Origin of the sequence: Pseudomonas sp. IC_126 (genome assembly GCF_004331835.1) — a bacterium.
In the GTDB taxonomy this organism is placed as follows: domain Bacteria; phylum Pseudomonadota; class Gammaproteobacteria; order Pseudomonadales; family Pseudomonadaceae; genus Stutzerimonas.
The window spans coordinates 688,095-710,071 of the sequence record NZ_SJSS01000002.1 but is presented as its reverse complement, the minus strand read 5'-3'; the positions used below and the strand labels follow the sequence as shown (position 1 = coordinate 710,071).

At 61.8% G+C, this 21,977-nt stretch carries 18 protein-coding genes and 1 pseudogene; 9 read left to right on the top strand and 10 right to left on the bottom strand.

Translation table 11 applies throughout. The features are described from left to right. Positions 1–50: 50 nt before the first annotated feature. A complete protein-coding gene (locus E0D86_RS08640) occupies positions 51–1,199 on the top strand; it encodes a catalase family protein (RefSeq protein WP_131649601.1) in 1,149 nt (382 codons plus the stop codon). Between the two features lie 37 nt (positions 1,200–1,236). On the opposite strand, the gene E0D86_RS08635 is transcribed toward E0D86_RS08640, so the two are convergent. From E0D86_RS08635 to E0D86_RS08605, 7 genes are all read right to left on the bottom strand, one after another. Then, positions 1,237–2,433 (bottom strand): hybrid sensor histidine kinase/response regulator, encoded by a 1,197-nt coding sequence (locus tag E0D86_RS08635; RefSeq protein ID WP_131649600.1) that lies wholly within the window; start codon positions 2,431–2,433, stop codon positions 1,237–1,239. Positions 2,434–2,436: 3 nt separating this feature from the next. Further along, positions 2,437–3,039 (bottom strand): chemotaxis protein CheB, encoded by a 603-nt coding sequence (locus E0D86_RS08630; protein WP_131649599.1) that lies wholly within the window; start codon positions 3,037–3,039, stop codon positions 2,437–2,439. Next, positions 3,036–3,854 carry a protein-glutamate O-methyltransferase CheR gene (locus E0D86_RS08625; protein ID WP_131649598.1) on the bottom strand — a complete coding sequence of 273 codons (819 nt, stop codon included), beginning with the start codon at positions 3,852–3,854 and terminating at the stop codon, positions 3,036–3,038. The genes E0D86_RS08630 and E0D86_RS08625 overlap by 4 nt, the downstream gene beginning before the upstream one ends. A gap of 1 nt (position 3,855) precedes the next feature. Further along, the gene (locus E0D86_RS08620) at positions 3,856–7,368 is read right to left on the bottom strand and encodes a response regulator (RefSeq protein WP_131649597.1); all 3,513 of its coding nucleotides are present in this window, start codon (positions 7,366–7,368) and stop codon (positions 3,856–3,858) included. A 385-nt stretch (positions 7,369–7,753) separates the two neighbouring features. Next, positions 7,754–7,912: a YqaE/Pmp3 family membrane protein gene (locus E0D86_RS08615; RefSeq protein ID WP_131649596.1), complete on the bottom strand. Its 159-nt coding sequence runs from the start codon at positions 7,910–7,912 to the stop codon at positions 7,754–7,756. A 390-nt stretch (positions 7,913–8,302) separates the two neighbouring features. Further along, a complete protein-coding gene (locus E0D86_RS08610; protein ID WP_131649595.1) occupies positions 8,303–8,524 on the bottom strand; it encodes a hypothetical protein in 222 nt (73 codons plus the stop codon). Continuing rightward, positions 8,524–9,357 carry an MBL fold metallo-hydrolase gene (locus E0D86_RS08605; RefSeq protein WP_131649594.1) on the bottom strand — a complete coding sequence of 278 codons (834 nt, stop codon included), beginning with the start codon at positions 9,355–9,357 and terminating at the stop codon, positions 8,524–8,526. The genes E0D86_RS08610 and E0D86_RS08605 overlap by 1 nt, the downstream gene beginning before the upstream one ends. Before the next feature lie 213 nt (positions 9,358–9,570). Between E0D86_RS08605 and E0D86_RS08600 the strand changes: the two genes are divergently transcribed. Genes E0D86_RS08600 through E0D86_RS08590 form a run of 3 tightly spaced genes read left to right on the top strand, consistent with a single transcriptional unit; the run spans position 9,571 to position 12,224 of the window. Beyond that, positions 9,571–10,947 (top strand): nodulation protein NfeD, encoded by a 1,377-nt coding sequence (locus E0D86_RS08600; RefSeq protein WP_131649593.1) that lies wholly within the window; start codon positions 9,571–9,573, stop codon positions 10,945–10,947. Between the two features lie 3 nt (positions 10,948–10,950). Then, positions 10,951–11,712 carry a slipin family protein gene (locus tag E0D86_RS08595; protein ID WP_131649592.1) on the top strand — a complete coding sequence of 254 codons (762 nt, stop codon included), beginning with the start codon at positions 10,951–10,953 and terminating at the stop codon, positions 11,710–11,712. 14 nt (positions 11,713–11,726) lie between these two features. Continuing rightward, positions 11,727–12,224 (top strand): LEA type 2 family protein, encoded by a 498-nt coding sequence (locus tag E0D86_RS08590; protein ID WP_371924061.1) that lies wholly within the window; start codon positions 11,727–11,729, stop codon positions 12,222–12,224. A 130-nt stretch (positions 12,225–12,354) separates the two neighbouring features. On the opposite strand, the gene treF is transcribed toward E0D86_RS08590, so the two are convergent. After that, the gene (treF, locus tag E0D86_RS08585) at positions 12,355–13,968 is read right to left on the bottom strand and encodes an alpha,alpha-trehalase TreF (protein ID WP_131649591.1); all 1,614 of its coding nucleotides are present in this window, start codon (positions 13,966–13,968) and stop codon (positions 12,355–12,357) included. Then, positions 13,965–14,732: an SDR family NAD(P)-dependent oxidoreductase gene (locus tag E0D86_RS08580; RefSeq protein WP_131649590.1), complete on the bottom strand. Its 768-nt coding sequence runs from the start codon at positions 14,730–14,732 to the stop codon at positions 13,965–13,967. Before E0D86_RS08580 ends, treF begins: the two co-directional genes overlap by 4 nt. Before the next feature lie 190 nt (positions 14,733–14,922). On the opposite strand from E0D86_RS08580, the gene rarD reads away from it, so the two are divergent. Further along, a complete protein-coding gene (gene rarD / locus E0D86_RS08575) occupies positions 14,923–15,816 on the top strand; it encodes an EamA family transporter RarD (protein ID WP_131649589.1) in 894 nt (297 codons plus the stop codon). A 29-nt stretch (positions 15,817–15,845) separates the two neighbouring features. On the opposite strand, the gene E0D86_RS08570 is transcribed toward rarD, so the two are convergent. Next, a complete protein-coding gene (locus E0D86_RS08570) occupies positions 15,846–16,364 on the bottom strand; it encodes a glycine cleavage system protein R (RefSeq protein ID WP_131649588.1) in 519 nt (172 codons plus the stop codon). Positions 16,365–16,639: 275 nt separating this feature from the next. On the opposite strand from E0D86_RS08570, the gene E0D86_RS08565 reads away from it, so the two are divergent. The 4 genes and pseudogenes from E0D86_RS08565 (at position 16,640) to E0D86_RS08555 (ending at position 21,966) form a co-directional block, all read left to right on the top strand. Next, positions 16,640–18,820, top strand: a complete 2,181-nt coding sequence (locus E0D86_RS08565) for a malate synthase G (RefSeq protein WP_131649587.1) — start codon at positions 16,640–16,642, stop codon at positions 18,818–18,820. 354 nt (positions 18,821–19,174) lie between these two features. Next, positions 19,175–19,939: pseudogene (locus tag E0D86_RS21895) on the top strand (HAMP domain-containing protein); the annotation flags it as partial. Then, the gene (locus E0D86_RS21890; RefSeq protein ID WP_371924060.1) at positions 19,913–20,797 is read left to right on the top strand and encodes a methyl-accepting chemotaxis protein; all 885 of its coding nucleotides are present in this window, start codon (positions 19,913–19,915) and stop codon (positions 20,795–20,797) included. The pseudogene E0D86_RS21895 and the gene E0D86_RS21890, both read left to right, overlap by 27 nt. Before the next feature lie 20 nt (positions 20,798–20,817). Next, positions 20,818–21,966 carry a hypothetical protein gene (locus E0D86_RS08555; protein WP_131649585.1) on the top strand — a complete coding sequence of 383 codons (1,149 nt, stop codon included), beginning with the start codon at positions 20,818–20,820 and terminating at the stop codon, positions 21,964–21,966. Positions 21,967–21,977: the final 11 nt, after the last annotated feature.

Below are 21,977 nucleotides of genomic sequence, written 5' to 3'. Positions count from 1 at the left end.
GATCGCAGCGCTGCTGCTCCCATAATGGAAAGGTCAAAAGGGACTTCACCATGCTCAAGAAATTCTGGCTCTGCCTCGGTAGCTGGCTCGGCAAAATCCTATTGTTGGCTCTGGCCGTAGGCCTCGGCGGCTGGCTGATCGGCAGCCTGCTCTATAGCTGGAAATTTTCCGGCCCGGTGTCACGCGAGGAACAGATTCCTGTCACCGAAAAAGCGGACACGCAGGCCATTATTGCTGACGCAATCCGGGTCGTCGAACAACACCGGGACAACACCCGGGTGCTGCGCGACGCGCACGCCAAAGCGCATGGTTGCCTCAGGGCGGAGGTTTCCGTCCGCGGGGACATCGACAGCGGCCTACAGCATGGCGTCTTCAGCCAACCCGGCCATAGCTGGCAGGCCTGGGTAAGGCTTTCGAACGGCAATGCTTATCCTCAGTTCGATCGCGTTCGTGATGCGCGAGGCATGGCGATAAAGCTGCTCGAAGTACCGGGACAGAAGTTGACAGCGAACCCGGCTCACGCCGCTGAGCAGGATTTCGTCATGTTTAATCACCCCGCATTCTTCGTCCGCGACGTAGCCGAATACCGAAGCAATTTCGCTGCTCAGGCCGAGGGCAAGAAAGTGCTGGCATTCTTCCCAGGCTGGGATCCCCGCGACTGGGAAATCCGCCATCTGGCGATTGCGCTGAAAACCCTATCGCCAGCGCCCGACAGCCCAGTGGCGACCACCTACAACTCGGTGGCGCCGTTCAAGCATGGACCGCTGAATATCAAATACCGAGTGATACCTGCGCCGGAGAACTGCCCGGCTTACCAATTACCCGAACAGAACCGCGACCTACCCAACTTCTTGCGCAACGCGCTCTACCAGCAGCTTTCGCTCGACCAGACGCCCGCCTGCTTTACCTTGCAGGTACAACGGCAGAACGCCGATTTCTACATGCCTATCGAGGATCCCAGCGTTGAGTGGGACGAGGCGATCTCCGCTTTTGAGTCCGTCGCGGATATCCGCCTTCTCGCTCAGGATTTCGACAGTCCGGCGCAGAATATCGACTGTGACAACCTGTCCTTCAACCCTTGGCATTCGCTACCTGAGCACCGGCCAATCGGCGGCATCAACCGCTTGAGGAAAGCAGTGTACGAAGCCGTTAGCGCGTACCGTCTGGACCGCAACGGCGCGCTCCGAGCTGTCTACTAGTACCGCAGCTTGGAGTTGAATGGGCGTTGGGCCGGCTTTAGGCCTCATCGCTCAACGGCAGCAAGACTCTAAATAGCGCGCCATTGCCCTCTTCGCTTTCGACCTGAATGCGACCGTCATGCGCCTTGACGATCTGTTCGGCAATAAACAGCCCAAGCCCCAGTCCGGCGCTGCTTTCGCTGCCTTCGGCGCGTTCGAACTGGCAGAAGATTCTTTCGAGACTCTTCTGGCTGATGCCGATGCCCTGATCGCGCACTTCGATACAGGCAGTCACCGGAGTCGCGCTGACGTTGACCTGCACAGGCTTGCCGGCGCCGTAGCGCATTGCGTTGGTCAGCAGATTAGCCAGCACCTGTTCGATGCGGAATTCATCCCAGACACCGATGATCGGCTCCGGTCGCTGAAACAGCAGCGTGCAACCGCTGGCTTCCATCTGCGGCGCGAAATTCTCGACGACGCTAGCGACCAGCTTGCCCAGATCGAGGCGGTCGGGGCGGATCGACAGTTTGCCGGTGCGAATGCGCGAGACATCGAGCATGTCGTCGATCAGACGGATCAGGCTGCGGATCTGCCGCTCGTCCTTGTCGACCATCTGCCGCAGCTTGTCGTCGCTGAACGCGGCGAAGTTGTTCCGCCCCAGCTGCAGCTTGCGCAGCTGGACTTCGAGAATGAGGGTATTGAGGGGCGTTTTCAGCTCGTGGGAGACGATCGACATGAAGTCGTCGCGCATGCGCACGGCGTCTTCCAGTTCGGCCTTGGTACTGCGTAGCTGATCGAGCAACACTTCCTGCTCGCGGCGGCTGCGCTCGAGCGCTTCGAGCTGACGCGCCATCCGCTTGCGGTTGCGGTAAAGATCGACGAATACACTGACTTTGCTACGAACCGCATGGGTATCGAGCGGCTTGTGCATGAAATCCACCGCGCCGCTCTCGTAGCCCTTGAAGGCGTAATTGAGTTCGCGCCCGGCGGCGCTGACGAACACGATAGGGATCTGCTTGGTGCGCTCGGTACCGCGCATCATCTCCGCCAGCTGGAAACCGTCCATGCCAGGCATCTGCACGTCGAGAATAGCCAGTGCGAACTCATGCTGAAGCAACAGTTCGAGTGCCTGTTCCGCCGATTCGGCCTGATGCACGCGAACCCCCGGGTTCCTGAGAATGGCGTCCAGCGCCAGCAGGTTTTCCGGCAGGTCATCGACGATCAGTAGGTTCGCTTCATCGGTATGGTCGGGCATGGGTCACTCCAGTTCACGCAACAGTCGATGAATATCGCGCAAGGGCAAAATGTAATCCGGCGCAAAGCGCTGGAGTGCGGCCAAGGGCATGGTCTGAACCTCGGCTTCGCCAGGGTCCTGAACGATGGTCATGCCGCCGGCCCGCTTGATCGCTTCGAGGCCTGCCGCGCCGTCTTCGTTGGCGCCGGTCAGCAGGATACCGGCAACGCGCTCGCCCCAGGCATCGGCGGCCGATTCGAACAAGACATCGATCGAGGGACGAGAAAAGTGCATCGCCTCGTCCTGGCTGAGCGATAGCGTCAGGTCCGCTTCCACCAACAGGTGATAGCCGGGCGCGGCGAAATACAGCGTCGCTCCGCACACCGGCTCCTTGTCGTCCGCTTCCTTGACCCGCAGCGCGGTCTTGCGCTGGAAGATCTCGACCAGTTGTGTCGGCCCGTACGGCGGCACGTGCTGGACCATCAGCAGCGGCTGACGAAAATCTCCCGGCAGGCCGTCGACCAAGGCACTGAGGGCGGCCAGACCGCCCGCCGAGGCGCCGATCACTATGGCATCGATGGCCCGCGCAGGTGATTTGCCTGAAACATCTCGGGTCGCGAACGTCATAGCTTGCGAAAGATCCGTTGTGGCTTGTCGAACGCCTCGTAACGGTCGGCATGACCGGAGAATTCAACGGTCTCCTTGCTACCCAGGCCGAGAAAGCCGCGATGGCAGAGGGATTCATGGAATAGGCCAAAGGCCCGATCCTGCAGCGGCTTGTTGAAGTAGATCAGCACGTTGCGGCAGGAAATCAACTGGGTCTCGGCGAAGACGCTGTCGGTCGCCAGGCTATGGTCGGCAAAGGTCACCTGGTCCTTCAAGGTCTTGTCCATGATCGCCGAGTCGTAGGCGGCCGTGTAGTAATCGCTGAGGCTGCGCTTGCCGCCGGCGCGCTGGTAGTTGGTCGTGTACTGCTGCATGTCGCCAATATCGAAGATGCCCTGGCGTGCCTGTTCCAGCGACCGTGGGTTGATATCGGTGGCGTAGAGAATGGTGCGTTCCAGCAGGCCCTCCTCCCTGAGCAGGATCGCCATCGAGTAGACCTCTTCGCCGGTGCTACAGCCGGCGATCCAGATCTTCAGCGACGGGTAGGTGCGCAGCACCGGGACCACCTGCTCGCGCAGCGCCAGGTAATAACTGGGGTCGCGGAACATCTCGCTGACCGGGATCGTGAGGAACTGCAAGAGCTCCATGAAGGCTTGCGGATCGTAGAGAATCTTGCGCTGCAGCTCCGAGATGCTTTCGCATTGCATCTGCTTCAATGCCAGCAGCACCCGGCGCTTGAGCGAAGCGCCGGAATAGTCGCGGAAATCGTAGCTGTAGCGCAGATAGATGGCTTCGATCAGCAGCTTCAGCTCGATGGCCTGATTGCGGTGAGGCATGTCACAACAGCTCCACTTTAGGTAGCCATACACGAATCAGTGAGAACAGGCGATCAAGCTCGATTGGCTTGGCCAGGTAGTCGTTGGCCCCGGCGCGCAAGCAGCGGTCCTGATCGTTGTTCATGGCTTTAGCGGTGACCGCGATGATCGGCAGCTTGGCGAAGCGCGAATCCTTGCGGATCTCCTGCATCGCGGTAAAACCGTCCATCTCCGGCATCATGATGTCCATCAACACCAGATCGATATCGGTCACACTCTGCAATTGAGCGATGGCCTCGTGACCGTTGCGGGCGATCTCGATCAGCGCGCCCTTCTGTTCCAGCGCACTGGTCAGTGCGAAGACGTTACGCACATCGTCGTCGACCACCAGAATCTTGCGTCCCTCGAAGGCCTTCTCGCGGCTGCGCACGCTTTTCAGCATCTTCTGCCGCTCCGGCGCCATGTCCGATTCGACCTTGTGCAGGAACAGCGTGACCTCGTCGAGCAGCCGCTCCGGCGACCGCGCGCCCTTGATGATGATCGAGCGCGAGTACTTCATCAGCGACGCTTCTTCATCGCGCGTCAGGTTGCGCCCGGTGTAGACGATGACTGGCGGGAAGGAGCAGATGTCCTCGTGAGCCATGCGCTCGAGCAGTTCATGGCCATCCATGTCCGGCAGCTTGAGGTCGATGATCATGCAGTCGTAGAGCGTCGAGCGCAGCAGTTCGAGAGCCTGCGCGCCGAACTCCACCGCCGTGATTTCCACGTCGATGTCTTCGATCAATCGCGACACGCTTTCACGCTGGCGGGCGTCGTCCTCGACCAGCAGGATGCGCTTGACCTTCTGCGCCAGCTTCGCTTCCAGCCGGCCGAATACTTCCTTGAGGTCGTCGCGGGTGGTGGGTTTGGTGGCGTAGCCGATGGCGCCCATTTGCAGGGCGGCCTCCTTGCGGTCTTCGACGGACACGATATGCACCGGGATATGCCGCGTGACAGGATTCTCCTTGAGCCGCTCGAGCACGGTCAGACCGGAATGATCGGGCAGTCGCATGTCCAGCAAGATGGCATCAGGGCGGTACTGCACGGCAGTGTCGAAACCGTGATCGGCGTTCTGCGCGATCAGACAGCTGTACTTCAGCTCGTGCGCGAGGTCGCGGAGAATGCAGGCGAACTGCGGCTCGTCTTCGATCACCAGCACCGAGCGTCCGAATGGAAGGGCGTCACGGTCGTCGGCCAGAGCCGGCACGCTCGGCTCCTGCGCGCGTAGCGGCGCGGCCGGCGAAGGCACGGGCTGCACACGCGCCATGGACACCGATGCGGCAGACGCTTCGATCGGCGCGGCGGCAGGCAATTCCGGCTCCTGAACAGCCACCGGGGCGCTGTAGTTTTCTGGGACGATCAGCGTGAACAGGCTGCCTGCGCCCGGCTCGCTGCTCACCTCGATGGTGCCGCCCAGCAATTGGGCGAGTTCGCGAGAAATCGACAGGCCCAGGCCAGTGCCGCCATAGCGGCGATTAGTGGTGCCGTCGGCCTGACGGAACGCCTCGAAGATCACATCCTGCTGATCGACCGGAATGCCGATCCCCGAATCACGCACGGCGAAGGCGACCTGACCATCGCCATGGCGCATCACATGCAGCTCCACCGAGCCCTTCTCGGTGAATTTGAAGGCATTCGACAGCAGGTTCTTGAGAATCTGCTCCAGTCGCTGTCGGTCCGTGTAGAGGCTCGATGGCAAGTCTTCGGCCAGTTCGACCTGGAACTGCAGCGACTTCTCCAGCGCCTGCGCGAGAAACAGGCTCTTCAGCCCGTCGATCATGCGTGTCAGAACGAGCAGTTCAGGCCGCACGTCGAGCTTGCCGGCTTCGACTTTGGAGATGTCGAGAATGTCGTTGATCAGGTTGAGCAGATCGTTGCCTGCCGAATAGATCGAGCGCGCGAACTGCACCTGATCGTCGCTCAGATTGCCTTCGGGATTATCGGACAGCAGCTTGGCGAGAATCAGTGAGCTGTTGAGCGGCGTGCGCAGCTCGTGCGACATGTTGGCGAGGAATTCCGACTTGTAGCGACTGGCGCGCTGCAGCTCGTCGGCGCGCTCTTCGAGCATCAGCTGCACTTCATGCAGGCGATTGTTCTTCAGATCCATCTCATCGCGCTGACGCGCCAGCTCTTCGGAATGCTCGGCGAGTTGCTCGTTGGTCTGTTCCAGTTCGGCCTGCTGCTCTTCCATGTGCGCCTGCGATTCACGCAGGGCGTTGGATTGCTCTTCGAGCTCCTCATTGGCGGCGCGCAGTTCTTCCTGCTGCACCTGCAGTTCTTCGTTGAGCTGCTGGGTCTCGGCCAGCATACGCTGCAGGCGCTGGCGATAGCGCGCGGCCTCGATGGCCGAACCGATGCTTTCGCTGACGCGCCGCAGCAACTCGCTGTCTTCTTCGTGCAGGGGCCGCAGAAAGCCGATCTCCAATACGGCATTGAGCATACCGCTGTCTTCCACGGGAACGATCAATACCGATCTGGCGTCGGTGTTGCCCAACGCCGAAGTGACCTTCATATAACCGGGCGGCACGCTGTCGAGCGCCATCGCTCGCCGCTCCAGGGCAGTCTGCCCGACCAGCCCTTCGCCGATTTCCAGCGTCCGGTCACCGTGCAGCTTGTCCTTGTCCCAGCCGAACTCCGCGACCCGCTGCAGCTTGCCGTCCTGCGTCACGTAGAGCGCTCCGACCGCCACGTCGAGGTAACGCGAGAGGAAGCTCAGAACGTTCTGCCCCAGCGTCGGCAGCGCCTGCTCACCGATCATCGACTCGCTGAGTTGGGTCTGGCCGGTGCGGTACCAGGCCTGCTTCTCCAGCGCCGCGGCATGCGCCTGTTGTTGCTCCAGTGATTTGGCATAGCTGTCCGACAGATTGATCAGGTCGCGGCGCCCGAAGTAAACCAGCAGGCCACTGAATACCAGGCTGAACAGCAGAAAACCGCCGATCAGAACCGTAGTGACCACTTCCGACGTGTCGGTAAGCTCGGTGCGAGTCTGACGTTCATAGGCAATGAAGTCGTTGAGCAGCCGACGCTGCTCCTCCTTCAGGTCCAGCCCGCGCTTGCTGCGTACGTACTCGGTCACGGGCTCGTTCCGTGCACGACGCTCAATGGCTTCTTCGGCATATCCGAGCCACTGCCCATGAAGTTGTTTCATACGCTCGACACGACCCAATTGCACCGGGGTATCGCTCGCGTACTCCTCGAGCCGGTTCATCAGGTCGACGAATGCGGGCAGCTCTTTTCGGTAAGGCTCGAGAAAAATCTCCTCGCCGGCGATGAGATAGCCACGCATGGAGGCTTCCATATCGCCTGCGACTTTCAGCATGTCGTGCGCGTAGGCAACGCCATGAACCGAGCGCTCGACCCAATGGCTGACGTTCAACAGGTAATAGACGATAGCGCTGAAGAAGAATGCGCTGAGAAACCCGAAACCAAGGGGCACGGCCACATTGCGGTTGAGGATGCGCCTGAAGTTTTCTCGATTGATGAAAGAGTCGCCCATTTGGTTTCCTTCCCGGGTGCTGGCGCGATGACCGATACCCACAGCAGCGCGGGCAGCTGCGTCGCTAGCAAGCGAACGCTCCACATCCCGTCAAGTTCAAAGGTGATTCGCGCGAGATAGGCTCACGCAGCAAGTCGACCGGGGACTTTACACCGCTGCGGTTGCGAGCACAAAAAACCCGGCTGAATGGCCGGGTTCAGACCGTCCTGCGGGGCAAGGGTTCGTTTCACTCGCGCCAGAACGATTCATCCGGCCCGTAATAACTCCCGAGCCGGATCTCGCTGGTTGTTCGACGAAACAGCAGGCGATGCGGGAGACGCGCCCTTGAGGACAAAGCGTCCGGCGCCTGCGCCAAGCTGAGCCGGACTGTTCTACCGCAACGCTATCAGCGCCGCGCGATAATCCAGACCGCGTGGATGATGCCTGGAATGTAGCCCAGTAGCGTCAGCAGGATATTCAGCCAAAAGGCTCCACCGAAGCCGACTTGTAGAAACACCCCCAATGGAGGCAGAAGTATCGCGATGATGATTCGGATCAGGTCCATGTGTGTCCCCTCGGGTCTGTGCAGGCTGAAAAGCTCACTTGAGTCGACCCTGATCACACCTTGGGGGTTCCTTCGGTCTACGGCGCACAAGCGCAGCAGCAACGCGGAAGGAGCGACAACCGCCGTCGATGGACAGCGGTTGTCAGAATCGGTTGCGGCCGTTTGAGCCGCAGGGGGCGCCTACAGGCACCGATAGGGAAGAAACGCAACAGGCGGCGTGGTTGGCCAATCGTTGCGATACGCATCACCTTGTGGGCGGTACGCATTGCCAAACGGCTTCGCTTAGCCTGCTAACTATTACAGAAGCGGCGCAGGCGCTCCATACGCAGAAAGTCGAACCCCGCGAATGGGCTGGAACTGGCTCCATTTCCATCTGCCAGCGGATCAAGGTCAGTCCTCGGTCGGCGGCGCTCCAGATCGGTCTCGGCGTTTGCGACGAATGTTGATCCACGACAGAACGGCCAGCGCCACCATCAAGCCAGCCATGTTGAAGTTGCCTACCAGCATGTAGCCCAGCCCCGCGATTGTGCAGGTCACCAGTCCGACCCAGCGGACGTACTTCATCATGGCGCCTACCGGTCCGCCCAAGCGCTCTTCGTCATGTCGCGACATCAACCCTGCCTCGCGCGCATGCGTTCGAGTTCCTTGGCGTCGTGGCTGCAGAACAGCGTCACCTCGCCCTTGTGTTCCAGCGACAAGGTCCAGAGTCGATGCTGATTGGACAGGCGCGCCGGACGGTCGACTTCCATCATGCGCTGGTACAAACGCAGGCCCGGCGTGCAGTAACGCTCGGTCTGACTGACTTCGTCGCGGTAGAAATAGGCATCGCCGGCGTGCAGCAGCCAGCCCTGATCGGTCTGCAGCGCGACGCCCGCATGGCCGTGGGTATGGCCGGTCAGCGGGATGAGCAAAAGCTCTGGCGGCAGCCCGCGCAGCTCTTTGACGGCCTGGAAACCGAACCAGTTATCGCCGCCCGGCTCGTAGAACTGCCAGTTGCGCACCTCGTCCCATTGCCGATGACGGTAGCGCCGATGACCAATGAAGCTGTGAGTCGAGCGCGCCGCATCCATTTCACGCTGCAGCACGTGGACCTGGGCCTCGGGGAAATCCTCGAGGCCACCGGCGTGATCGAAATCCAGATGAGTAAGCAGGATGTGCCGAACGTCTTCGGGCTTGAAACCAAGCTGGCGCACCTGCTCCAGCGCCGTGAAGCGACGCTCGAACTTGATGTTGTTGAAGGCGATAAAGAACTGGCTGAGGCGCTTGCGCGGCTCCAGCACATCGCAGCTGCCAAAGCCGGTGTCGACCAGCACCAGCCCGTGCTGCTCGGTCTCGATCAACAGGCAGTGGCAGACCAGGCTGGCGGTCAGCCCATCGCTGAAACCATCGAACAGCTTGCCGCCCACCGGGCACATGCAGCCGCAGTTGAGATGGTGAATACGCATGGAAGACTCCTCATGGAGCGGGCCGGCGCGGCAAACCCGCGCGGATATCAGCCTCGCTTGAATTGTGAGGCCCGATGGCGCCCGAGAGTTCAGACGCCGGTCTCTTGCGGACGATCCGACGTCGTGACGGGAACCTCGCGTCAACTGGACTACCCTCTCTGGTAGTGCCGCGATACCTCGTCGCGCCATCGTCGATTCGGGAGGATCACGCCGATGCGACGCCCCATTGATCGATTGGCCTGGCTGCTGACGCTCCTGACAATATGGCTGGGTATCGTCGGGACGACGCTGGCTGCGGCTCCGGTGACGGTGCTGCGGGTCGACGGCGTGATCGGTCCGGCCAGCGCCGACTACATCACCAGCGGCATACAGCGCGCCGCGCAAACCAATGCGCAGCTGTTGGTGCTGGAGCTGGACACACCCGGCGGGCTGGACAGCTCGATGCGCGCCATCATCAAGGAAGTGCTCGCCAGTCCCGTCCCGATCGCCACCTATGTCACGCCCAGCGGCTCGCGCGCAGCCAGCGCTGGCACCTATATGCTCTACGCCAGCCATATCGCCGCGATGGCCCCGGGCACCAACCTCGGCGCCGCCACGCCGGTGCAGATCGGCGGCTCGCCAGGCAGCCCGTCCGAGAAGCCGCCAGACGCCGAAAATTCTGATTCCGCCGACGGCGGCGATGCCATGAGCCGCAAGCAGGTCAACGACGCCGCTGCGTATATCCGTGGCCTGGCGCAGCTGCGCGGGCGCAATGCCGAATGGGCGGAACAGGCAGTGCGCGAGGCGGTGAGCCTGTCGGCCAGCGAGGCACTGGAACTCAAGGTGATCGATTACCTCGCTGCCGATGTCGACGAGCTGCTCGGCAAACTCGACGGCAAAACTATCCAGACCAGCGCTGGCGAGCGAAGGCTACAGACCGCCAACGCAACGCTCGATCACTACGAACCGGACTGGCGGGTGCGCTTGCTGGCCGTGATCACCAACCCCAGCGTGGCGCTGATCCTGATGATGATCGGCATCTACGGATTGATATTCGAATTCTCCAATCCGGGCACGACCGGCGGTGGCGTGATCGGCGGCATCTGCCTGCTGCTGGCGTTGTATTCCTTGCAGCTGCTGCCGGTGAACTACGCCGGGGTAGCGCTGATTCTGCTGGGCCTGGGCTTCATGATCGCCGAGGCGTTCGCGCCCAGTTTCGGCGTGCTCGGCCTGGGCGGCGTCGCCGCCTTCGTCACCGGCTCGGTAATCCTGATCGATACCGAGGTGCCGGGCTACGGTATTCCCCTGACCTTAATCGGCACCCTGGCGGTGGTCAGCGCGCTGCTGGTGTTCGCCATCGTCAGCATGGCGCTCAAGGCGCGCCGGCAGCGCGTGGTCAGCGGTGATGCCGAGCTGATCGGTAGCCTGGCGCCGATCAGCCGCGTTCAGGCGGCCGACCCGGCTTGCGGCTGGGTGCTGCTGCAGGGCGAGCATTGGCAGGTCCGCAGCGCGGCTCCCTTGCATCTGGGTCAACAAGTCCGTGTCGTGGCGAGACACGGGCTGCAACTGGACGTCACCGCGGCCGACGCGCCGCCAATCGAGGAGAGGTGAACCATGGGTTTTGAAATGAGCTTCATCGCGGTGCTGGTGCTGTTTTTCGCGCTGCTCGCATCGACCTTCCGCATCTTGCGCGAATACGAGCGTGGCGTGGTGTTCCAGCTAGGGCGCTTCTGGAAGGTCAAGGGGCCGGGGCTGATCATGGTCATTCCCGGCATTCAGCAAATGGTGCGGGTCGATCTGCGCACCCTGGTGCTGGACGTGCCGACGCAGGACGTGATCTCTCGCGATAACGTCTCGGTCAAGGTCAATGCGGTGGTTTACTACCGCGTGCTGGATGCCGAAAAGGCCATCATTCAGGTAGAGGATTACCATTCGGCAACCAGCCAGCTGGCCCAGACCACCCTGCGCGCCGTGCTCGGCAAGCACGATCTGGACGACATGCTGGCCGAACGCGAACAACTCAACAACGACATCCAGCAAGTGCTCGATGCGCAGACCGACGCCTGGGGCATCAAGGTGGCCAACGTCGAGATCAAGCACGTCGATCTCGACGAATCGATGATCCGCGCCATCGCCCGCCAGGCCGAAGCGGAACGTGAGCGGCGGGCCAAGGTCATTCATGCTGAAGGCGAGCTGCAGGCGTCGGAAAAACTGATGCAGGCTGCCGAGATGCTTGGCCGTCAGAGTGGGGCAATGCAGCTGCGCTACATGCAGACCCTGAGCAACATCGCTGGCGACAAGAACTCGACCATCGTCTTCCCGCTGCCCATGGAGCTGTTGCAGGGTCTGGGCAATCTCACCAAGAAATCCGAGTGAATACTTTTATGTGCATGCGTCGAGCCGCCCCCGCCACTGCTCTGCTATCGATCATCATGCTTCTGCTGAGCCTGGCCGGCTGCGCGGCGCTCAGTCCGCGCGACCCGCTCAACGTCCAGGTCGCCGGCATTCAGCCGCTGCCCGGTGAGGGCTTGGAGCTGCGCATGGCGGTCAAGCTGCGGGTGCAGAACCCCAACGACATGGCGCTGGAGTACAACGGCGTGGCGCTCGATCTGGAAATCAACGGTCGACGCCTGGCCAGCGGTGTCAGCGATGAGCGCGGCAGCGTGCCGCGCTTCGGCGAAACCGTGCTGACCGTTCCGGTGACCATTTCGGCGTTCTCCGCCGCGCGACAAGCGCTGGGGCTGGCCGAGGACATCGGCATGGAGGAGGTGCCCTACGTGCTGCGCGGCAAGCTCGCCGGTGGGCTTTTCGGCACGCAGCGGTTCGTCGAGAAGGGGACGCTGGATCTGTCGGGGGCGCTGGCTAATCCCTATCGACGGGCGCCCTGACATTCAGGTCGGCTACAAAATAAAACCCACCGCACCGTTTTTGTTGGCGGCGCGCCCTCGCGGCGAATGTAGGCGCCAGCCTACCAACAGGATCAGAGCGTCGAGGCCGAGCCTGAGCCCGCACCGAACCTCACGGCGAACTGGCCCACTCCGGGCGACACTGCCCCGCCCGACAACGATGGACTTCGTGGGTCGGGTCTTCTTGCATCAGCTTGCGGGTCACGCCATTGGTCCAGCCGAAACCGTCCTGCAGAGGATATTCCCCACCGGTCGCATGTTCGACGCAAGGCCGCAGCACATACTTCTCCACCAGTTTGCTTTCCCGTTCGAAGAGGTGCGAGACGATGCTCAGCCAGCGCTCTTCGATTTGCAGCGCCAGCGCCTCGTGACCGTAGGCTTGCAACCCACGAATCCCCATCCACTGCAGCGGCGCCCAGCCGTTGGGGCGGTCCCATTGCTCGCCGCTGTCGCCAATCTCGGTCGTTGACAGCCCGCCCGGCGCGAGCAGCCGTTCGCGCACGATGTCGGCAACGCGCGCCGCCTGTTCGGCGCTGGCCAGTTGCACGAACAGCGGCGTCAACGTCGCGGCTGTGAGGTTGCCGCGCGGTTTCTGCAGCGTCCAGTCGTAATCGAAATAGGCGCCGCTCTGCTCGCTCCACAGGTAGCGATCGATAGCCTGCAGGCGCGCCTCGGCACGTTGGCGGAATTCCTCGGCGCAGCCGTGCTGCTTCATGTCACTCAGGCGGGCGATCTGCCGTTCGAGCTTGTAGAGAAAGCAGTTGAGGTCCACCGGAATGATGTTTGTGGTGCGAATGCTCGATAACCGCTGCGGGTCGCCCAGCCAGCGCGAACTGAAATCCCAGCCCGATTCGGCGCCGGCGCGCAGGTCGCGGTAGACCTCATGCGCCGGCCGGCTCGATGAGCGCGCGGTCTCGACGTCTTCGAGGTAGGACTCCTCGCGTGGCGTGTCACGGTCATCCCAGTAACGGTTGAGTACGCTGCCATCGGCCAGGCAGACGCAGCGCCGATGCGCCTCACCGGGGCGCAGATGTTCGCCACCCTCGGTCCAGAAGGCATATTCCTTGCGCAGCTGTGGCAGGTAATCGCTGGCGCGATGCACGCCGGTGTCTTCGAACAGATCGATCATCAGAGCGAAGACCGGCGGCTGCGAACGGCTCAGGTAATAGGAGCGATTGGCGTTGGGCACATGGCCGTACGTGTCGATCAGGTAGGCGAAGTTGTCTGCCATCGAACGCAGCAGCTCGCAATGCCCACTCTCGTCCAGGCCGAGCATGGTGAAGTAGGAATCCCAGTAATACAGCTCGGTAAAACGCCCGCCCGGCACTACGTAGTCGTGCGGCAGCGGCAGCAGTGACGAGAATTCCGGGTGCTGGCGTGGATGGCGGGTCAGAACAGGCCAGAGCCGATCGATGTGCTCGCTCAGACTGTCGTTGGGGTTGGCGACGAACTCGCTCGCCGACAATTCGAACACGCTGAAGTGCTCGTGCACAAAGGCGCGCAGATTGAAATCGGGGGCGCCGGAGCGTTCGCGATAGGCCTCGAGAATGCGCTCGGGATGCTGGCGCGGCGCGCAGTCGACGAAGGTCTTGCTGTCGGGGAACACGCGCTGCGTCTGCACCGCCACGAAGAGTTCCTGATAACGATCCGCCGGGGTCAGGGTATCGGCGGCGGAGACCGCATGCGTGTCGTAATCGAAGGGGCCTTTGTGATCGATATCGGTCATTGCTCGCTGTAATTCCATAGCAGTCCGCCGTCTATCACCAGCGTGGTGCCAGTGATGTAATCGGCCTCGTCGGAGGCTAGAAAGGCCACCGCGCCCGCCACGTCGCGCGGCTGGCCAAGGCGACCGGCGGGGATGTTGCACAGCAGGCCGGCGAGTTTTTCCGGCTGGTTCATCAGCGAGCGGTTGATCGGCGTTTCGATCGCGCCGGGCGCGACGTTATTGACGGTGATGCCCAGCGGCGCCAACTCGATCGCCAGGTTGCGCATGAGCATTTTCAAGCCGCCCTTGCTGGTGCAATAGCTGGTGAAGTTGGGGAATGGCAGCTCCTCGTGAACCGAACTGTTATTGATGATGCGCCCGCCCCGCCCGTTCTCGCGCAAGTACCGGGCGAACGCCTGAGCGGTAAAGAAGGGCCCTCGCAGGTTGACGTTCAGCACCTGGTCGTAGTCGGCCTCGCTGGCCTCGAGGAAGGCCGCATGCTTCTGCACGCCGGCGTTGTTGACGAGGATATCCAGGCGGCCCATCTGCTCGACCGCTTGCTCGACCAACCGCTGACATTCGGCGACCACGCCGACATCGGCAGAGATGAAGCAGGCACGCCGGCCTTGCGCGCGGATCTGTTCGAGGGTCTCCCGAACGTCGTCGTCATCGTGCCGTCCGTTGATGACCAGATCGGCTCCCGCCTCCGCCAGACGTACGGCGATACCGCGACCGATGCCCTGCGAGCCACCGGTAACCAATGCAACCTTGTCGTGCAAATTCATCGCAGACCTCATGTGGCTATCGGAGCGCAACGACGCCCCTGAGTCGTTCAGGTGAGACGGGTTGCCGTCGGCTGCGTTCAACCTGTGTGTTTGCCAATTGCTTCAACGGCGCGACCATCGCAGCGGCAGACAAAGGGCCTGCCGCAGGCGCAAAATGTCCGGCTCTCCGTTGCTCCGTTACAGGACCACCATGGCCACCGCCGATCTGCGTAAAGGGTATTTGCTGGGTCTGACGACCTTCTGCATCTGGGGCATGTTCCCGCTCTACTTCAAATCCATCGAGCAGTACGCGGCGCTCGAGATCGTTACCCAGCGCGCCATCTGGTCGGCGGTGTTCGGCACGCTGGTGCTCATGCTCTGGCGCCATCCGGGCTGGTGGCAGGAGCTGCTGGCGCATCCGCGCCGAATCGGCGTGCTGATGATTTCCAGTGTATTGATCGCGACCAACTGGCTGATCTACGTGTGGGCGGTCAACAACGATCACATGCTCGAGGCGAGCCTGGGCTACTACATCAACCCACTGGTAAACGTACTGCTCGGCTTGATCGTGCTGCGTGAACGACTGCGTCCGCTGCAGTGGCTTGCCGTCGCCATGGCGGCGACCGGCGTGCTGCTGCAGTTGGTCACGCTCGGCGACTTTCCTGTGGTCGCGATCGTGCTGGCGCTGAGCTTTGGCAGCTACGGCCTGTTGCGCAAGCAGGCGCCGGTGGCGGCGCTGCCTGGTCTGGTGGTAGAAACCTGGCTGCTGCTGCCGGTCGCCCTGATCTGGCTGTTTTTCTTTGGCAGCGGGCCGACCACCGAATGGTCGTTCTGGACCGAACCCCAGGCACTGTGGCTGATAGCCGCCGGCCCGGTCACCCTGCTGCCGCTGTTGTGCTTCAACGCCGCGGCACGTCATCTGCCCTATTCGACCCTCGGATTTTTGCAGTACATCACTCCGACACTGTTGCTGATCCTCGCGGTGTGGGTGTTCAACGAGCCCTTCCCTGCCGACCGCCAAGTGGCGTTCATCTGCATCTGGGCCGGGCTGGCGGTGTACAGCTATGACGCCTGGCGGCTGATGCGCAGGAGCGTTGAAGCCTGAGGCGACGCATGCGCCCGTGTAGTTAGCGGTCAGTCCGCCGACTGCAATTTCAGCTCCACCATCAGATCGTCGGCCAGGGTTTCCAGGTGCTGCTGCAACGCTTCCAGCGACAGCTCGGTCGGCACCGCCAGGCGCGCATCGGCATGAAATAGCAATTCGTTAGTCATCGGCGCGGGCAACACATCGGTGTCCAGGCTTTCCAGGTTTACGCCGTGCCCTGCCAGCAGTCGGGTGATGTCGCGAACGATGCCGGGACGATCATTGCCCACCAGTTGCAATTGGATCATCCGCCAGCTGCGCTCGGGCTCTTCGCCGCTGTGCGCGAACACCACGCGGATGCCTTGACGCTCCAGCTGCTGCAACGCGGCGATCAGGTCGGCATGCGCTTCGGCCGGCACCGCAACCCGTAGAATCCCGGCGAACTGCCCGGCCATGCGCGACATGCGGCTCTCCAACCAGTTGCCGCCATGCCCGACGATGCAATTGGCGATACGTTCGACCAGCCCCGGCTGATCTTCGGCGATGACTGTCAGGACGAGATGGTCCATGTCTGGCTCCTCTTCAGTTGGTTCGTGCGCTACCGGCGAATGCCCAGTGCGCCTGAGCGTGAGTCGTGCACCCGTGGAGCCCGGTTCCATAGGTATAGAACAAGGTGCCGGTTTCGCCGCTTTAGCACGGCCAAAATGATCTCTTAATGCCGAGCCGTCGACCTGGGCTGACCAAGCGCAACGAACTGCTTTTCCGAACGGCTTCCTGTAGTATCCGCCGACCCGGACTACAAGAAGAATCGTCCGAAGATTTGAAGAACCAAGTGAGGCGAGTAATGACTGAGCGCGTTCAAGTCGGTGGCCTGCAGGTCGCCAAAGTCCTGTATGACTTCGTCAACAACGAAGCGATCCCCGGTACTGGCGTCGACGCCGCGGCCTTCTGGGCCGGCGCCGACAGCGTCATCCATGATCTGGCGCCGAAAAACCGCGCTCTGCTGGCCAAGCGTGACGAACTGCAGGCGAAAATCGACGCCTGGCACCAGGCCCGCGCCGGTCAGACTCACGACTTCGCCGCCTACAAGACCTTCCTGCAGGAAATTGGCTACCTGCTGCCCGAAGCCGAAGACTTCCAGGCGACCACCCAGAACGTCGACGAAGAAATCACCAGCATGGCCGGCCCGCAGCTTGTCGTGCCGATCATGAACGCGCGTTTCGCCCTGAACGCCGCCAACGCCCGCTGGGGCTCGCTGTACGACGCGCTCTACGGCACCGACGCCATCTCCGAAGAAGATGGCGCCACCAAAGGCCCCGGCTACAACGAGATCCGCGGCAACAAGGTCATCGCCTACGCCCGCGCCTTCCTCGACGAAGCCGCAGCGCTGGAAAACGGCTCCCATGCCGATTCCACCGGCTACCGCATCGAGGGCGGCAAGCTGGTCGTCTCGCTGAAAGACGGCAGCACCACCGGCCTGAAGAGCCCGCAGCAGCTGCTCGGCTTCCAGGGCGATGCGAGCGCGCCGATCGCCGTGCTGCTCAAGCACAACGGCATCCATTTCGAGATCCAGATCGACCCGGCCAGCCCCATCGGCCAGACCGACGCCGCTGGCGTGAAAGACATCCTGATGGAAGCGGCGCTGACCACCATCATGGACTGCGAAGACTCCATCGCCGCCGTTGACGCCGACGACAAGACCATCGTCTACCGCAACTGGCTCGGCCTGATGAAGGGCGACCTGGTCGAGAACCTGGAAAAGGGCGGCAAGCGGATCACCCGCGCCATGAACCCGGACCGCGTCTACAGCAAGGCCGACGGCAACGGCGAGCTAACCCTGCATGGCCGTTCGCTGCTGTTCATCCGTAACGTCGGTCACCTGATGACCAACGACGCCATCCTCGACAAGGAAGGCAACGAAGTGCCGGAAGGCATCATGGACGGCCTGTTCACCAGCCTCGCCGCCATGCATAACCTCAACGGCAACACGACCCGCAAGAATACCCGCACCGGCTCGGTCTACATCGTCAAGCCGAAGATGCACGGCCCGGAAGAGGTGGCCTTCGCCACCGAACTGTTCGGCCGCGTCGAGGATGTGCTCAAGCTGCCGCGCAATACCCTGAAGGTCGGCATCATGGACGAGGAGCGTCGCACCTCCATCAACCTCAAGGCCTGCATCAAGGAAGCGCGCGAGCGCGTGGTGTTCATCAACACCGGCTTCCTCGACCGCACCGGCGACGAAATCCACACCTCCATGGAAGCCGGCCCGGTGGTACGCAAGGCCGCAATGAAAGGTGAGAAGTGGATCAGCTCCTACGAGGACAACAACGTCGACGTCGGTCTGGCCTGCGGCCTGCAGGGCAAAGCGCAGATCGGCAAGGGCATGTGGGCCATGCCCGACCTGATGGCCGGCATGCTGGAGCAGAAGATCGGCCACCCGATGGCCGGCGCCAACACTGCCTGGGTCCCCTCGCCGACCGCCGCCACCCTGCACGCCATGCACTACCATAAGGTCGACGTGTTCGCCCGTCAGGCCGAACTGGCCAAGCGCAGCAAGGCCTCGGTAGACGACATCCTGACCATCCCGCTGGCCAAGGACACCAACTGGAGCGACGAGGAAAAGCGCAACGAGCTGGACAACAACTCGCAAGGCATCCTCGGCTACATGGTGCGCTGGGTCGAGCAGGGCGTCGGCTGCTCCAAGGTGCCGGACATCAATGACGTCGCACTGATGGAAGACCGCGCCACCCTGCGCATCTCCAGCCAGCACGTGGCCAACTGGATGCGCCACGGCGTGGTGACCGAAGATCAGGTCGTCGAAAGCCTCAAGCGCATGGCGCCGGTGGTCGACCGCCAGAACGAAGGTGACCCGCTGTACCGCCCGATGGCGCCGGACTTCGACAACAGTGTCGCCTTCCAGGCTGCGCTGGAACTGGTCCTCGAAGGCACCAAGCAGCCCAACGGCTACACCGAGCCGGTCCTGCACCGCCGCCGCCGCGAATTCAAGGCCAAGAACGGTCTGTAACTCGCGCAGCAGAGCCAGAGAAACCGCCCTTCGGGGCGGTTTTTTTATGGGTTTCCGGAGCCAGCGCCTGAACTGTCGATGGTTCGAACTGTGCACTGGGAGTGCTGTTCACAGCCTTTTGCTTTTTTCGATGCGGAGCGCACCCGGCGAAAGGTCAGTGCGACTGCCAGCAAAACAGCACCGAGCCACGCGCAGAAACGAATACTTGAAAGCGCCGAACGGTATTCAACCTCCACCTGCGGCAGCCGATAACGTGACCGGAAAAGAAAATGTAGTCACAATTTTTCCGACTGATGGCCTTTCGGCATCATTCACTGTTTTGTAGTATCCGCCGCCCCGTCGTGGAGTGATCCAATGTTCAAGAATTTCTCGCTCACCACCAAGTTAATGTTGGTGCCTGCCGTTGCCCTGTTCGGGCTGATTCTGTATGTGGGTTACACCTCGCTGCAGCTCTCAGCGACCGACTCTCGGCTGGTGACGCTGGAAAAGCAGAGCTATCCCACTTTGGAAAAAGCCGATGCGGTGATCTTCCAGTTTTCCCGTATTCCCGGCCTGCTCAACAACGCCGTGGCTGCGGGCGAGGCCGGTCTGCTCGGCGAGGCGCGCGAAGTCCTGGCGGATATCGACACCCAGCAACAGGCGCTGGCTGCCCTGCTAGCGGGCGAACCGCAGAGGCGACAGGCACTCGACAACTGGCGCAGCGCAGTCAAGGCCTACGCCGACAATGCGCTTGATGCCTCGGCAAAGCTGATCGACGGCAGCGCCTCGTTCAATGATTTGCGTCCGAGCCTAGATCGCATGGCCAGCGATCTGGCCCAGGCGCAAAAACTTGCCTCCGAGTTCCGCACCGGCGCGTACGAAGATTTCCGTCAAACGCTCGCCCAGACCCGCGAAGCCAACGCCGCGACCACGCGCCTGGGCATTATCCTCAGCCTTGTGCTGGTGGTTGTGGTGAGCCTCGGCGCCTGGCTGGTGATTCGTAGCGTGATGGCCAACGTGCGCGGCGTGATCGCCTCGCTAAAATCCATCGCCCGCGGCGATGGCGACCTGACGCAGCGCGTCAATGTTTCCTCGAACGATGAAATCGGCGCGATGATCGAGCTGTTCAACGGTTTCCTCGACAAGCTGCAGCGCACCATCCGCCAGATCATCGAAGCCGCCAGCCCGCTTGGCCAGGTGTCCAAAGAGCTCTACAACCTGACCCAGGGTTCGGAAGAGAACGCCAAATCGCAACAGCACCATACCGACTCGATCACCCGTGACATTCTCACCATGACCGGCAGCATCCAGGAAGTTGCGCAACGCTCGCAGCAGGCCTCCGACGAAGCCAACTCGGCCGCCCGCCAAGCAGCCGCTGCCCGCGAGCACGTCGGCAGTCTGTCCAGCGGCATCAGCGACCTGGGCAACAGCGTGATGAGCGCCGTACAGGCCATGGAACAACTGGAAGAGGAAACCCAGGAAGTCGGCTCCGTGTTGACGGTGATCCGCAGCATCGCCGAGCAGACCAATCTGCTGGCGCTCAACGCCGCCATCGAGGCCGCGCGTGCGGGTGAGCAGGGCCGCGGTTTCGCGGTGGTCGCCGACGAGGTGCGCAACCTGGCGCAGAAGACGGCCGCCTCCACCGCCGAAATCCAGCAAATCATCCAGCGCCTGCAAACCAGCGCCAATACGGTGCTCAACGTCATGACCAGCAATGGCGAGAAATCGCGGGCGAGCATCGAGCGCTCGGTAGAAGCCACCCAGCTGCTCGAAACCATCGCGCAGACCGTCAACCAGATCGACGAACTCAACGCCGGCATCGCCCAGTTCACTCAGGAGCAGATCGGCCTGTCGAGTTCCATCCAACAAGAAACTCAAGTGTTGCAGCAGGACGCACAAGCAACCGCAAACGGCGCCGAAGCCACTGCCCGTCTGGGCGAACAATTGGTCAGCACGGGCGATCACCTGCGTGCGGCCACGGCCCAATTCCGCGTTTAAATTGCTTTAGGAGCATCCTGATGACCGCAGTACGTGTTATCGGCCTGGCAGCCATCTGCCTGGCAACTACCCCAGCCTTCGCGCTGGAACAGGGCGAGCACCGCTTCAACGGTTTCGGCACTGTCGGCGTGACCCATCTGGGTGGCGAAGACGATGGCCGCAGCTATGGCGTACAAGGCCAGACCAACGATTCCTGGCGCGGCGACCAGCTGTCCAAGTTCGGCGCGCAGCTGCAGTACGGTGTCACCGACACTGTGGGTGCCACTGTGCAGGTCACGGCCAAGGCCGAACAGGACGACTGGAAAGCCAATCTGGAGTGGGCCTACCTTTCTTGGCAGACCAACGATCAGCTGATGCTTCGTGCCGGTCGACTGCGTAGCCCGGTCTACATGTATTCCGAAAGCCTTGATGTCGGCTATAGCTACCCTTGGTTGCGCCTGCCCGACGAGGTCTACAGTCAGGTTCAGGTGACCAATTACGAAGGTGTCGATGCGGTCTACACGCTTCCGCTTTCCTACGGCTCGGTGACCTTCCAGGTAGCCGGCGGTCAAGCTAAGAATCGCGACTACTACGCCTACGACGAGCTGTTTGATATCGACTACGGCAAGCTGTTCGGTGCCAGCGTGAGCTTGGCTACTAATAACTTCGGCACGCTGCGCATCGGCTATGTTGAGGCAGATATCAAAACCGATATCAGCGGCACCGTAGACGCTACCGCTGTAGGCCTCGGTGCGAACCAATCGCTTTCCCTTCTGAGCCTGGATAAAGAGAAAGGCAAGTTCACCTCGATAGGCTACCAGTACGACAACGGAACCTGGATCAGCAGCAACGAGTGGACCTCGCGCATGATCGAGAACGATGGCTTGGAATCGATCAATTCCTTCTACCTGATGGGTGGTCGTCGCTTCGGTGATTTCCTGCCGCATGTAACCTACGCGCAGCTGGACGACAACGGTGGTCGCCAGAACTCTTGGACCTTAGGCCTGAACTATCAGGCTACGCCTACCGTAGTAGTCAAAGGAGAATACAAGCGCGTCGATACCTCCAATGGTTATGACGGCGTGTTTACCCGTAGCGCTCAGGAGGTGTTCAACAACGCAGTAGGTGCTGCCCCTGCCCGCAACTTCGACGGCGACATCGTTTCCGTCGGCGTCGACTTTGTATTCTGAGGAGCGTCCAG

Bases quoted from the DNA above. Each gene is read 5' to 3' on its own strand.
- E0D86_RS08605 (WP_131649594.1), bottom strand. From the start codon at position 9,357: ATGCGTATTCACCATCTCAACTGCGGCTGCATGTGCCCGGTGGGCGGC.
- E0D86_RS08620 (WP_131649597.1), bottom strand. From the start codon at position 7,368: ATGGGCGACTCTTTCATCAATCGAGAAAACTTCAGGCGCATCCTCAAC.
- E0D86_RS08625 (WP_131649598.1), bottom strand. From the start codon at position 3,854: ATGCCTCACCGCAATCAGGCCATCGAGCTGAAGCTGCTGATCGAAGCC.
- E0D86_RS08615 (WP_131649596.1), bottom strand. From the start codon at position 7,912: ATGGACCTGATCCGAATCATCATCGCGATACTTCTGCCTCCATTGGGG.
- E0D86_RS08555 (WP_131649585.1), top strand. From the start codon at position 20,818: ATGACCGCAGTACGTGTTATCGGCCTGGCAGCCATCTGCCTGGCAACT.
- E0D86_RS08640 (WP_131649601.1), top strand. From the start codon at position 51: ATGCTCAAGAAATTCTGGCTCTGCCTCGGTAGCTGGCTCGGCAAAATC.
- E0D86_RS08595 (WP_131649592.1), top strand. From the start codon at position 10,951: ATGGGTTTTGAAATGAGCTTCATCGCGGTGCTGGTGCTGTTTTTCGCG.
- E0D86_RS08610 (WP_131649595.1), bottom strand. From the start codon at position 8,524: ATGTCGCGACATGACGAAGAGCGCTTGGGCGGACCGGTAGGCGCCATG.
- E0D86_RS08565 (WP_131649587.1), top strand. From the start codon at position 16,640: ATGACTGAGCGCGTTCAAGTCGGTGGCCTGCAGGTCGCCAAAGTCCTG.
- E0D86_RS08635 (WP_131649600.1), bottom strand. From the start codon at position 2,433: ATGCCCGACCATACCGATGAAGCGAACCTACTGATCGTCGATGACCTG.
- treF (WP_131649591.1), bottom strand. From the start codon at position 13,968: ATGACCGATATCGATCACAAAGGCCCCTTCGATTACGACACGCATGCG.
- E0D86_RS21890 (WP_371924060.1), top strand. From the start codon at position 19,913: ATGATCGAGCTGTTCAACGGTTTCCTCGACAAGCTGCAGCGCACCATC.
- E0D86_RS08580 (WP_131649590.1), bottom strand. From the start codon at position 14,732: ATGAATTTGCACGACAAGGTTGCATTGGTTACCGGTGGCTCGCAGGGC.
- E0D86_RS08600 (WP_131649593.1), top strand. From the start codon at position 9,571: ATGCGACGCCCCATTGATCGATTGGCCTGGCTGCTGACGCTCCTGACA.
- E0D86_RS08570 (WP_131649588.1), bottom strand. From the start codon at position 16,364: ATGGACCATCTCGTCCTGACAGTCATCGCCGAAGATCAGCCGGGGCTG.
- E0D86_RS08630 (WP_131649599.1), bottom strand. From the start codon at position 3,039: ATGACGTTCGCGACCCGAGATGTTTCAGGCAAATCACCTGCGCGGGCC.
- E0D86_RS08590 (WP_371924061.1), top strand. From the start codon at position 11,727: ATGCGTCGAGCCGCCCCCGCCACTGCTCTGCTATCGATCATCATGCTT.
- rarD (WP_131649589.1), top strand. From the start codon at position 14,923: ATGGCCACCGCCGATCTGCGTAAAGGGTATTTGCTGGGTCTGACGACC.